Origin of the sequence: Vibrio ordalii ATCC 33509, assembly GCA_000257205.1 — a bacterium.
Lineage (GTDB): Bacteria > Pseudomonadota > Gammaproteobacteria > Enterobacterales > Vibrionaceae > Vibrio > Vibrio ordalii.
The window spans coordinates 1-13422 of the sequence record AEZC01000137.1; the positions used below are offsets into that span (position 1 = coordinate 1).

Genomic DNA, 13422 nt, shown 5'->3' on the forward strand with positions numbered 1-13422 from the left:
GAGTGATTCAAGAACCAACCCAAGTAGGAGCCGAGATAAATCAGCCGCCAAAACAAAGTCCACCTTTCAACAACAAACCAAGCTTTTGAATCAGACAAACTCAACGAGCGAAAACTTCAGCAAGTAAAAAATGCTCGATAAACTTGCCCTTTCCACACTTTGCGCCCGCAAGATTCACAACGCGCCAGCGCTAAAACTGATTGAGGCAAACAAAGAACCTTAGCTGTTTTACGGCTTGAGTGAACCACGGATTTGAGGGCAAAAGTGCTCATTTGCCGACAAAACAAAACAAATGGCCGGAGAAATCCCAAAAGATTGAACTCCTAAATTTACCTGAGTTGCATAACGCCCGGCTAAGGGGTTGACAACGCATAGCCGAGCTCAAAAAACACACTGTAAACGCTGAACTTCAATTTTGCACTAAAGTCGCCACGCGTTGGCAATCCATCTTGAGCCGTTTGTTATGCAAATTCAATGAGATAAACCGACTTTATACGACCAAAAACCACAATTGCAATGGTTGAGTGATTCAAGAACCAACCCAAGCAAGAACTGTGATAAATGAGCCGCCAAAAACAAAGTCCACCTTTCAGCAACAAACCAAGCTTTTGTGTCAGGAAAACTCAACGAGCGAAAACTTCAGCAAGTACAAAATGATCGATAACATTGTCCTTTCCACACTTTGCGCCCGCTGAATTGACAGCAAACCAGCGCTAAAACTGATTGAGGCAAACAAAGAACCTTGCCTGTTTTACGGTTTGAGTTAGCCAAGAATTTGAGGGTAAAAATACTCATTTGCCGACAACACAAAACGAATGGCCGGAGAAATCCCAAAAGATTGAACCCCTAAATTTACCAGAGTTGCATAACGCCCGCTTAAGGGGCTGACAACGCTACTACCAAGTTTCCGCATAACACCGTAACCACAAAAATCAACGCATAATAAAAATGCCACGCGTTGGAAGTCCCTCTTGAAGCGTTTGTTATGCTTTATTACTCATTGATTACATTGAACTTTTACAATATTCATTTGTTCGCAGCACTTTAACTCAAAATGATAAACTTGCCTACTTTCAGCAAGCATTGTTACCGATAAGATCCCAAACAAGTTGAAGCGAATTAGCCTGTGGAATCAAGGAGCAAACAACACCAAAGAAAGAGACCTTTCAGCAACAATCGAACCTTTTACGCACACAATTTATCAGAGCAGAACCAGACAAAAGCGCACAAACATCGATAAACTTGCGCTAACCAAACACTGTCAGCAAGCTAGATGCCAATGAGCTCCCAAACATGCTGAAGCGAAATAGCCTGCGGAATCAATGAGCAAACCACACCAAAGAAAGAGACCTTTCAGCAAAAATCGAACCTTTTGCGAGCACAATTTATCAGGGCAAAGTTGCCGAAAAAGCACGAGTATAGTTCAACTTTCAATAGCCACAAAAAAGAACAATAAAATCATAATATCAACAACTTAGAAAAGGAAAGCTTCTGAATCAGACTAAGTTTTCCCATTAAAATTTATATATTGATTTTGCTGAGTCTCAATAAAGCATAACGCCCGGTTAAGGGGCAGACAACGCCACTACCAAGCTTCCGCATAACACCGTAACCACAAAAATCAACGCATAATAAAAATGCCGCGCGTTGGCTGTCCCTCTTGAACCGTTTGTTATATTTTATGTTAGTGTGATTTTTTCAACTACTTTTAGCAAAAACTGGCGCCCTTCTTCAGACTTGAATATCGCTACTAACGACTCTTTGATTTTTCCCTTATTCAGTTTAAGCCACATTCCTTTCGGATATTTAGGAGCACTTTCACTGGCGTTATCTAAAGCTTTACGTAGAGACTCAAGTTCACTACTGGAAATAGCACATTGCTCTTGCAGCTGTTCAACCCGTTTGTACAAAGTCTCAAGACTTTCCTTTAGCTTTGATACTTCACTTGCATCAAACTTGCTGGTCGGTTCGGCAATTTCATTAGGAAAAATTGCTTCAATTTGGCTTTCAAGATCATTTTCAGGGCTTTCTGGCAAACTATAGATTGACAGTAGTTCTGCCTCGATGTTGCTAGTCCAAGCGATGAAGCGTCGTGGAAATTCAGTCAAGCTTTTAATTGTCACATCATCAGTGGCTTTGATTGAACCTGGTGATTCTGTGGATACATACTTTGTTTTTGTCACTGTTTTTGTATCTGGCTCACCGTAAAATGAACTCGGCAAACCCAATGCTAAATGGTCTGATAGTCCCTTATTTAATTTCAGTGTTTCGGTTTCCTCAAACTCTACTTCTTCCAGAGATATTTTGAATCCTTCATGGTGCTTAAACTCGATTGTCACCAAATCGCCATACGAAGGATACGTTATATCAAAATCCTCTAGACTAAATTGTGTTTTACACAGTGCAGCTTCTATTAATAGCCGAAAAGAATGATTTACTTGCACAAAACTCTCCTAAAATATAACGCTATCTATATAACAAAATGCGACCTAATTTACCACGCTACCGCCACTTATCATGAACTTTGATAATTAGAAATCTATCATATAAATCTTTTTAATCAGATTGTTAGTTGAAAAAAAATTGCGTCGGACATCACATTAGACGACTTTATGTATCTTAGTTTGTTGACTAAACCAAAAACAATAATACTGTATATAAAAACAGTCTATTTATTGGGGGGAAAAATGAAATCACAATTCATTTTAAGCGTTAAAGAATATATGCAAGCGCGACACTATGCAAAGAAAACTATAGAGGAATATTTGCATTGGATAACACGATTCATCTACTTCCATAACAAAACACATCCAATGAGAATGGGTAGTAAAGAAGTTGAGATGTTTTTAACTGACTTAGCTGTTAATGGGAAAGTAGCCGCGAAAACACAAGCGTTAGCGCTTAACTCTCTCCATTTTCTGTACCGTGAAATCATTAAAGAACCGCTATCAATTAGCATGAATTTCAAGAAATCTCAACTTGCTCAGAAATTACCAGTAGTGATGACAAGAACTGAAATTAAGCGGTTTTTAGAACATATTGAGCCACGATATCAATTGCAAATTATGCTCTTATACGGATCAGGGCTGCGGCTGATGGAATGTGTCAGACTCCGAATACAGGATATTGATTTAGATTATGGTGCGGTTCGGGTATGGCAAGGAAAAGGAGGAAAAAACCGCACCGTCACACTTGCTAAGGAGCTTTATCCACAACTAGCTGAGCAACAAGCATTAGCTAAGCGTTACTATGATAAGGATATGCAAACCAAAGGTTATGGAGGAGTCTGGTTACCCAATGCGTTGCGAGAAAAATATCCTTCAGCTCCTTATGAGTTTAATTGGCACTACTTGTTTCCATCTAATTTACTTACCTTAGATGAGAATAGTGGATTGAAACGAAGGCACCATATTAATGAGTCGGCATTGCAGCGAGCAGTTCGGAAAACCGCTCATGATGCTGAGATACAAAAATCAGTTTCATGCCATACGCTAAGGCATAGCTTTGCGACACACTTGCTAGAAGCGGGAGCGGACATAAGAACAGTACAAGAACAATTAGGACATAGTGATGTAAAAACCACTCAGATTTACACTCACGTACTGGATAGAGGCGCTAGCGGTGTATTAAGCCCATTGTCGCGCTTATAAATAAGCGCAATAAAAAAGGAGAGCATACTTGCCCTCCTTTTCTTTAAACCTTCACTGCTAAATTAAAGAGCAGTTTTTGCTTTTTCAACAAGCACTGCAAATGCAGCTTTGTCGAATACCGCGATATCAGCAAGGATCTTACGATCGATCTCGATAGATGCTTTCTTAAGACCGTTAATGAAACGGCTGTAAGATAGACCATTTTGGCGAGATGCTGCGTTAATACGCGCAATCCATAGCTGACGGAACTGACGCTTTTTAGTGCGACGGTCACGGTAAGCGTATTGACCAGCTTTGGTTACAGCTTGGAAAGCTACGCGGTAAACACGTGAACGTGCTCCGTAGTAACCTTTAGCTTGTTTTAGAACTTTCTTATGACGTGCACGAGCTTGTACACCACGTTTTACGCGAGGCATTATGCTTCTCCTAAACTAAACGATAAATAAACTAAAAAGAATTAAGCGTATGGCAACATGCGCATAACACCAGCCACTTCACATTTTGGAAGGATTGAGTTAGGGCGTAGTTGACGCTTGTTCTTAGTAGTACGCTTAGTCAGGATATGACGTTTTGTAGCGTGCTTAAATTTAATACCGCCAGCAGTTTTCTTAAAACGCTTAGCTGCACCTTTGTTGGTTTTCATCTTAGGCATGATGAATAACTCCGCATTGTAGTAGTTTAAATAACATGTAATTAGGGCGAATAACACCCCACCGTCTTTCAACGGCGAGGTATCATTACTTGTAAGCCGTTAATTACTTCTTTTTAGGGGCAAGCATCATGATCATCTGGCGTGCTTCAATTCGACTCGGGAAAGACTCAACTACTGCAATTTCAGCAGTATCCTCTTTCAAACGATGAAGAACATCGACACCGATGTCTTGGTGCGCCATCTCACGGCCACGGAAGCGAATAGTAACTTTCACTTTGTTGCCTTCTTCTAGGAAACGGGTCAGGTTGCGTAGTTTTACCTGATAGTCTCCAATATCAGTCCCAGGACGGAATTTAATTTCCTTAATCTGGATCTGTTTTTGCTTCTTCTTCTGCTCTTTAGCAGTCTTGCTCTTTTCAAAGAGGAACTTTCCATAGTCCATCACACGACAAACTGGTGGCTCGGCGTTAGGGCTGATCTCTACAAGATCCATACCAGCTTCTACAGCAGCTTCTAATGCTTCGTTGATTGATACAACACCAACGGATTCACCATCTGCGCCAGTTAAACGAACTTCACGAACGCCACGAATTTCACCGTTTAAACGGTGCTGGTTTGGTTTGGCCGGCTGTTGGCCACGTCTTCCGCCTTTAATAGTTTATTCCTCCAGATTGAGCTTACGGCTAGAAACTTCGGCTTGGATATACGCAATAAAGTCATCCAATTTAAATTTACCTAAGTCCTTGCCCCTGCGGGTACGTACTGCGATCTCTCCGGCTTCCATCTCTTGGTCACCACAAACAAGCATATACGGTACACGCTTTAAAGTGTGTTCGCGGATTTTAAAGCCAATCTTCTCATTTCTCAAGTCTGCTTTGGCTCTAATTCCACATTTTTGTAGTTTTTGTGCTACTTCCTGAGCGTAAACTGACTGTTTATCAGTAATGTTCATAATTACCGCTTGTTCTGGCGCTAACCACGTAGGGAAGAAACCTGCATACTCTTCGATAAGGATACCGATAAAGCGCTCAAGTGAACCCAAAATTGCACGGTGAATCATAACCGGAACAAGACGCTCGTTACTTTCGCCAACATATGTCGCACCTAGACGAGCAGGTAAATTGAAATCCAGCTGCACTGTACCACATTGCCACGCACGATCTAAGCAATCATGCAAAGTAAATTCAATTTTAGGGCCGTAGAATGCGCCTTCACCTTCTTGAATTTCAAATGGAATATCCATTGCCTGCAGTGAAAGCTTTAATGCTTCTTCCGATTTATCCCAAATTTCATCACTACCAACACGTTTTTCTGGGCGTGTAGACAGTTTAACCACGATGTTATCAAAACCGAACGTCGTGTAGGTGTCATAGACCATCTTGATACAAGATGTCACTTCTTGTTGAATTTGATCTTCGGTACAGAAAATATGGGCGTCATCTTGAGTAAAGCCACGAACACGCATAATACCATGTAATGAACCTGATGGTTCATTGCGGTGGCAAGATCCAAACTCAGCCATACGCAATGGCAGATCACGGTATGATTTCAAACCTTGATTAAATATTTGAACGTGGCCTGGGCAGTTCATCGGTTTAATTGCATATTCACGGTTTTCAGATGACGTAGTGAACATGGCATCCGCATATTTATCCCAGTGACCAGAACGCTCCCATAGAACTCGGTCCATCATTAATGGACCTTTTACTTCTTGGTAGTCGTACTCACTGAGTTTTTGGCGAATGAACACTTCAAGATCACGGAATATAGACCAACCGTTATGGTGCCAGAATACCATCCCTGGAGCTTCTTGCTGCATATGGAATAGATCGAGTTGCTTACCAATTTTACGATGGTCACGTTTAGCCGCTTCTTCTAAACGCGTTAAATGGGCTTGAAGTGCTTTCTTGTCATGGAATGCCGTACCATAGATGCGCTGTAGCATCTTGTTATCACTGTTACCACGCCAGTACGCGCCAGCAATGCTAAGCAGGGTAAAGTGTTGGCAGAAGCTCATGTTAGGTACGTGAGGGCCACGACACATGTCAATGTATTCTTCATGATGGTATAGACCCGGTCTGTCATCACGAGCCACATTCTGATCCAAGATTTCCATCTTGTATGTTTCACCGCGAGCTTCAAAAGCATCACGGGCTTCCTGCCAACTGACTTTCTTTTTGACAACTTGATATTTTGTCTTGGCAAGCTCTTTCATGCGCTTTTCGATTTGCTCTAAATCATCTTGCGTGAGTGATTGCTCAAGATCGATATCATAGTAGAAGCCGCTGTCGATCGTCGGACCAATCGCCATTTTGGCTTGTGGATAAAGTTGCTTTAATGCATGGCCAAGTAAGTGCGCACAAGAGTGGCGTACGATCTCTAAACCATCAACTTCATCTTTTGTCGTTATAATTTCAAGGCTAGCATCATTTTCGATAAGATCGCACGCATCGACGCGCACACCATCGACACGACCTGCGATCGTTGCTTTTGCAAGACCAGGGCCGATAGAAGCTGCAACTTCCATTGTCGATACAGGGTGTTCAAAATGACGTTGACTGCCGTCAGGAAGAGTAATAATAGGCATGTATAATCCTTACAGTGGTGTTGCATACCAAGCAACACGTGTTGAGTTTGATTGAAAATAACCCATCGAAGCTCACTCGGTAACACGAATACCGGAACTTCAATGAAGCGAAGATTTTAACTAGCTCACGCTAGAAATGCAAAGATCGAATTATGTAAATCAAAAGAAAAAGCCCATGATAAATATCACGGGCTTTGGAGTTTCAATAATTGATTATGCTTCAGCGCGACGAGGACGGCTTAGCGTACCCGCATTGGCATTAGCATTAGCATTGGCATTAGCATTGCCGTGACCACGTTCACCACGGAAATTACCACGATGGTCGCCACCACGGTTGCGGTCAAAACGACGTTCACCATCACGACCAGTCGCCGCTGCACCGTCACGGTTGCCACGGAAGCCACCTTCACGGCCACCACGACCTGCGCCAGCCGCAGGAGCACCGCCTTCACGATTGCGGAAGCCACCGTTTCCGCCTTCACGACGGGCACCACCACCGTTACCACCTTCACGGCGACCACGAGACTCACGGAAGTCATCAAAGTCACATACAACGGCACCGACTTCTTTTTGGCGAATACGCAGTTTACGCAATTTGCCTTCAACATCTGAAGACATTGATTTAGGAAGCTGTACGAATGTATGGCCTTGAGCAAGTTTAATTGCACCAATCGAACCTTTGGTTAAACCAAGTTCATTAGCTAAAGCACCAACGATGTCTTTCACTTGCACGCCTTGCTCACGGCCGACTTGTAACTGATAAGTATCCCAGTCATTGCTCGCAGTACCATACTCGCGGCGACCTTCGCGTCCATCACGGCTATCGCGACCGCCTTCACGGCGTTCACCACGCTCACCACCCTCTTTACGATCACGACGACGTGATTTTTCACGCTCGATCGCGTCGACCATTGGATCTGGGCCGACATAGAAGAGTGGACGATTGCCTTGTTGGCGCTTCAGTAAAATGGCCGCCAGTGTTGTGGCATCAATCTCTAGGCTTTGTTGAAGTTTTTCAATGAGCTCAACAAATTTGTCTAAAGCAGTATGACCTTTGTCAGCTTCTAGCTCTGCACCCAGTTTGATGAGACGAGCTTCAGCAACTTTGTCACGCATTGGAAGTTGAATCTCTTCCATTTGAGAACGAGTTACGCGCTCAATCGTACGCAACATACGAATTTGGTTCGTGCGAACTAGAAGGATCGCTTTACCTTTGCGTCCAGCGCGGCCAGTACGGCCAATACGGTGGATGTATGATTCTACATCGAATGGGATATCATAGTTGAACACGTGTGTAATACGTGGAACATCAAGACCACGAGCAACAACGTCTGTCGCAACAAGAATGTCGATTACACCCTGTTTGATATGATCAACCGTGCGCTCACGCAGTGATTGCGGAATATCACCATGAAGTGCTGCCGCTTTAAAGCCACGAGATAATAACCAATCAGCTAAACGCTCGGTGTCTTGACGAGTACGTACAAAGACGATTGACGCATCGGTTTCTTCTGTTTCAAGAAGAAGAGCCATCGCTTCATCTTTTTCAACACCTTTAACAACCCAATATTGCTGCTCTACTTTCGCAACAGTTTGGTTTGAACCTGCTACGTCAACACGAGCTGGATCACGTAGGTAACGGTCAACAATCGTCTTCACCATAGGAGGCATAGTCGCAGAGAACAGCACGCGTTGAGCGGTGCCAGGTGCTTGTTCCATGATCCAAGTTACGTCATCAACGAAGCCCATTTTGAGCATTTCATCCGCTTCATCAAGAACGAAGGTATGACATTCGTCTAAATGAAGGCGATCACGAGTGATCAAGTCTTTTACACGACCAGGTGTGCCAACCACAATATGAGCACCATTTTTCAAAGCGCGCATTTGGTCAACAATAGAAGCACCGCCATAGATCTCAAGTACTTTAAGGCCTTGAATCTTTTGGCCAAGGTTTTTGATTTCTGCCGCAACTTGGATAGCAAGTTCACGAGTTGGTGCCATCACGATCGCTTGTGGTTTGTGTTGAGAAAGGTTTAATTTATTCAGTAGAGGTAGAGAAAACGCAGCCGTTTTGCCTGTACCTGTTTGTGCTTTACCTAGCGCATCTCTTCCTTCAAGAAGAAATGGAATAGCAGCAGCTTGGATAGGAGTTGGAGAAACGAAACCCATTTCATTTAGAGCAGAAAGGATTGATTCGTTTAGGGCTAATTCACTAAATTGAATTACAGAGTCTTGCATGGAGATCCCACTAGATTAATTAACAAAAGGTCCCACGTGCTCTACCAATTCCAATACCGATCCATTAAAAAGAGCTGAGTTCCGTTCAGATGCGGATAAGTCTTAAAACGCATCAAGCCGCTAGGGACATATAAGGGACGCGGATTATTCCCTAAAAGCATAAAAAAAGCCAGTAAAAATTGAATTACATCACAAAAATTCGTCATAAATGACCATTAAGCTCATTAATTCACCCAAAACGAACACAGAAGCTGCATTTACAGCGCACTGTTAAAGCAGACTAGCAAAAATAACGCTTTCGGTAGTAATCATCCCGCTCAATGATTATAGTGTGCCCAATCGCATTTGTTAGAAAAAGAAACATGTTTCAAGATAATCCGCTCCTTGCTCAACTCAAGCAACAAATCCAAGAGAACTTGCCTAAAAAAGAAGGCACGATAAAAGCCACTGAAAAAGGCTTCGGCTTTTTAGAGGTTGACAGTAAAAACAGCTTCTTTATTCCGCCTCCGTACATGAAGAAATGCCTACACGGAGATAAAGTGGTGGCCATCATTCGCACCGAGAATGAGAAAGAAGTGGCTGAGCCTCAAGAGCTGCTTGAGCCTTCATTAACTCGCTTCATTGGCCGTGTAAAGCTGTACAAAGGTAAGCTGAATGTCACGCCCGATAACCCGCAACTAAAAAGGCAATCGCTGAAAGCCAAGGTGCAAAAAGGATTAAATCCTGAACATTTCTCTGAAGGCGATTGGGTCGTTGCACAACTTGTTAATCATCCACTGAAAGACGATAGCGGTTTTATGGTTGAAATCACCCATAAAATTACGGATGCCAACGATAAGATTGCGCCTTGGTGGGTGACTTTAGCTGAAAATGACCTGCCTAACAGTGAGCCAGCTGGTATTGAACATTGTCAGCTAAAAGATGATGCCGACCTACAGCGCATCGATATGACCCACCTTCCTTTCGTGACCATCGATGGGGCATCAACTAAAGATATGGATGATGCACTGTTCGCCCAAAGAACCGAGGACGGTGACTTCACATTAACCATTGCTATTGCAGACCCAACCGCATACATCACGCCAGATGACGAGATGGACAGTGTCGCGCGTGAGCGGGGTTTCACTATTTATCTCCCTGGCCGCAATATCCCAATGTTGCCACGTGATTTAGCCGATGATTTGTGTTCGTTGATGGAAAATGAAGTTCGCCCTGCCCTTTGCTGTACCGTAACAGTGACTAAGGAAGGTGTGATTGGCGATGACATTACCTTTTTTGCGGCCAACATTAAATCGCACGCTCGATTGGTTTATGATCATGTATCAGATTGGTTAGAAACGGGCACTTCTGCCGATTGGCAACCAAGTGACCAAATCGCTTCCGTTGTGCGTGATTTGTATGATTTTTCATTAGCGCGCGCACAATGGCGCGAAACATACGCGGTCGTGTTTCCTGATCACCCTGATTATCGATTTGAACTGAGTGAAGACAACGACGTAGTGGCAATTCATGCGGATCTTCGCCGTAGCGCTAACCGCTTGGTTGAGGAAGCGATGATAACCGCTAATATCTGTGCGGGAAAAACGCTCAAAGCGCATTTTGGCCAAGGCGTGTTCAATACACACGCGGGGTTCAAACCCGAAAAAATTGCCGATGTTGTCGAATTAGTCAACCCAACGGGTGAGCTTGAATACACTGCCGATAACTTAGCGACTCTAGAAGGCTTTGCCTCTTTACGTCGCTGGTTATGTAAGCAAGAGACCCGCTATCTGGATAATCGTATCCGCAAATGTCAAGCTTACAGTGAAATAGGTAACCAACCCCTTCCGCATTATGCAATGGGTTTGGATATCTATGCCACTTGGACTTCTCCTATCCGTAAATATGGCGATATGATCAACCATCGTATGTTGAAAGCACATATTTTAAACAAAGAGCCCGTACAAACACCGGATGAAAGCGTTGGTGAAGAGTTGGCACTACACCGCAAACACCACAAAATGGCCGAGCGTAACGTAGGTGACTGGCTCTATGCTAGAACGCTAGTAAACGAACCTAGCAAAGGCACCCGTTTTACGGCTGAAATCTTTGATATCAATCGCGCTGGCATGCGCGTACGTCTTTTGGAAAATGGCGCTGCCGCATTCATTCCTGGCTCTTTAATCTTAGACAACAAAGAACGTATTGAATGTAATGCGGAAAGTGGAACGCTGCTTGTCGATAAAGAAGTCGTCTTTATGCTCGGTGATACACTGGAAGTCGTGCTCGCAGATGTGAATATGGAAAACCGCAGTCTGATTGCAAAACCGACTCAGGTTTTCGAACCGTTACCTATTCCTTCAGAAGCTAACACCACTATCCAAGGGGAGTGATTTTAGCGACATAGACATTTCTATCAGGCATTCTTCGGAGTGCCTTTTTATTGCTTATTGATCACCAAAAGTAAGATTTAGGATCTTTTTCAATTTCGCGGATCAACGCCGTCAAATCCGTTGTTTTAGAGAGAAAAGGATACGGCAACCAATCTTCAATTTCTTTATCGGGATCCGTATTGGGAATATACAGCGCCCATTTAGCGTCTTCCCAAATCACTTTCGCCACGATACTTGAATAGTCGCAATGCGTTGAATCTAATTTGTAATGGTGTTTGATGAAGTGCACACCGTTAACGATCGGCTCAAAACAGGATTTGCCTAATTCAACAGACACACTTTGGTTACGATTATGGCAAACAAGCTCTGCTCTTCGTTCTAGTTGACGTTGCAAGAAATTCACTACCGCCATTTTACCCTCGCTCAGGCGTTACTTACTGACATCACGACTATAGCGGACTTCCTCTCTCTTCGATATGAAAAGCCTTAAGTAGCAAGTTATTGAGTAGTATATCAATCGACCAAAGCACGAAAGTTTGAAGGCTTCAAAGTAAGAGCAGGTATTGAAAATACGATTACATTGAAAATAAAATAGGCAAAGGAGAGACTGCTCTCCTTTTTATGGCTTTAAAAATGGAGTTGGATGACGGAAACCACGACACAACCTGGGCGACGAATACCTTCAATCTCCACTTTAATTTCTCTCTCGATCTCCAAACCTTTTTTGATTGGTGTAACTTTCAATAGAGTACTAATGGCTCTTACTCGGTTTCCTGATTTCACTGGATACGGAAAACGAACTTCATTTAAACCGATATTCACCACCATTTTTGCGGTCGGAAATATTGGTTTGTCAGGATCAACGCTATCCGTCAATTTAGGTAACAAGGCCAAGGTCAAAAAGCCGTGCGCAATTGTGGTCCTAAATGGAGAATCAACTTCCGCTTTTTGAGGGTCGGTATGAATCCACTGCATATCCTCGGTTACTTGACCAAACTGGTTAATGCGCTCTTGATCAACCACCAGCCATTTCCCCGTATGAATGACCTCACCAATCTGAGTCTGGAGCTGTTTATACAGACGTTGCGCTTCAGGTTTGAGTACCAAGGGTTCGGCAATAGGAGCATCTTCATTCACCGCTGGTTGGTGAAAATCTCTAACCCAAGAAAACAACTGGCGACTGTTTGTTTTATGCAGAAGCTCGCCCCAGTACTCACGTACTGAAGGTGATACCCACTGCATAAGCTCAGAGGAGTACTTGTTCATTGAATCGCCACGATGCTTAAAAAGATTCTCGACTTTCATCTAAACCTCGGTGATTAGTTAGAATGCCCTTGGATTGGTGTAATTTTGAAGTACTTCACACTTAGCTGCAAACACTTTCGAGCGTACAACCGTTCCCCGAAAGACACAAATTACATATAAATCAATTAAATAAAAATAAAACGCCATTTTATTAGATAACTAGGTTATAGAGTATATAGCTCATAAAATCAAGGGAGGCGGTAAAAAACGGCGCTTTACTGTAACTGAAAACGTTATTGCGGTTAGCCGAACCGAGTCGATGACTCAACTTATTGCTTTACAATATTATGGTGGCTATCTATTATGCGCACCACACGGAGAGATGGCTGAGTGGTTTAAAGCACCGGTCTTGAAAACCGGCGATGGTTAATAGCTATCCTAGGGTTCAAATCCCTATCTCTCCGCCAAATATCAAGAAAAAGCCTTTGATAATCAAAGGCTTTTTCTATTTATAGCATTTAACACTTTAGATGATTAAAAACTCATGTGTCTGGAAGATGCAATCATATTTGGTCATCGACTCTCCCTCAATACATCAAGAACGAATCACACGAATACCGGTAGGTAAGACATAGCCCGCGCACTATGCGTTTCAATCAACCGTAGAAGAAACCGAAG

General features: G+C 43.1%; 10 protein-coding genes and 1 tRNA gene. 3 read left to right on the plus strand and 8 right to left on the minus strand.

Features of this window, described 5'->3' with window-relative positions; all coding sequences use genetic code 11:
* Positions 1–1679: 1679 nt before the first annotated feature.
* Positions 1680–2444 carry a hypothetical protein gene (locus VOR_RS0110095; protein ID WP_010319588.1) on the minus strand — a complete coding sequence of 255 codons (765 nt, stop codon included), beginning with the start codon at positions 2442–2444 and terminating at the stop codon, positions 1680–1682.
* Between the two features lie 243 nt (positions 2445–2687).
* Between VOR_RS0110095 and VOR_RS0110100 the strand changes: the two genes are divergently transcribed.
* On the plus strand, positions 2688–3650 hold the full coding sequence (locus VOR_RS0110100; protein WP_010319589.1) for an integron integrase: 963 nt from the start codon (positions 2688–2690) through the stop codon (positions 3648–3650).
* Between the two features lie 62 nt (positions 3651–3712).
* Here the strand turns inward: VOR_RS0110100 and rplT are convergent, their stop codons facing one another.
* The 5 genes from rplT to VOR_RS0110125 form a co-directional block, all read right to left on the minus strand.
* Positions 3713–4066, minus strand: a complete 354-nt coding sequence (gene rplT, locus VOR_RS0110105; protein ID WP_010319590.1) for a 50S ribosomal protein L20 — start codon at positions 4064–4066, stop codon at positions 3713–3715.
* A gap of 41 nt (positions 4067–4107) precedes the next feature.
* A complete protein-coding gene (rpmI, locus tag VOR_RS0110110; protein WP_010319591.1) occupies positions 4108–4302 on the minus strand; it encodes a 50S ribosomal protein L35 in 195 nt (64 codons plus the stop codon).
* A 103-nt stretch (positions 4303–4405) separates the two neighbouring features.
* A complete protein-coding gene (gene infC, locus VOR_RS17055) occupies positions 4406–4957 on the minus strand; it encodes a translation initiation factor IF-3 (protein ID WP_080569453.1) in 552 nt (183 codons plus the stop codon).
* Between the two features lie 3 nt (positions 4958–4960).
* The gene (thrS, locus tag VOR_RS0110120) at positions 4961–6889 is read right to left on the minus strand and encodes a threonine--tRNA ligase (RefSeq protein WP_010319593.1); all 1929 of its coding nucleotides are present in this window, start codon (positions 6887–6889) and stop codon (positions 4961–4963) included.
* 213 nt (positions 6890–7102) lie between these two features.
* Entirely contained in the window at positions 7103–9127 is a 2025-nt protein-coding gene (locus VOR_RS0110125; protein WP_010319594.1) for a DEAD/DEAH box helicase, read from the minus strand.
* Positions 9128–9489: 362 nt separating this feature from the next.
* Between VOR_RS0110125 and rnb the strand changes: the two genes are divergently transcribed.
* A complete protein-coding gene (gene rnb, locus VOR_RS0110130; RefSeq protein ID WP_010319595.1) occupies positions 9490–11499 on the plus strand; it encodes an exoribonuclease II in 2010 nt (669 codons plus the stop codon).
* Between the two features lie 61 nt (positions 11500–11560).
* Here the strand turns inward: rnb and VOR_RS0110135 are convergent, their stop codons facing one another.
* Together VOR_RS0110135 and VOR_RS0110140 are read right to left on the minus strand one after the other, a co-directional pair.
* The gene (locus tag VOR_RS0110135; protein WP_010319596.1) at positions 11561–11911 is read right to left on the minus strand and encodes a DUF3024 domain-containing protein; all 351 of its coding nucleotides are present in this window, start codon (positions 11909–11911) and stop codon (positions 11561–11563) included.
* A gap of 215 nt (positions 11912–12126) precedes the next feature.
* The gene (locus VOR_RS0110140; RefSeq protein WP_010319597.1) at positions 12127–12804 is read right to left on the minus strand and encodes a MaoC family dehydratase; all 678 of its coding nucleotides are present in this window, start codon (positions 12802–12804) and stop codon (positions 12127–12129) included.
* A 316-nt stretch (positions 12805–13120) separates the two neighbouring features.
* On the opposite strand from VOR_RS0110140, the gene VOR_RS0110145 reads away from it, so the two are divergent.
* Positions 13121–13211: transfer RNA gene (locus tag VOR_RS0110145), tRNA-Ser, on the plus strand.
* Positions 13212–13422 lie beyond the last annotated feature (211 nt).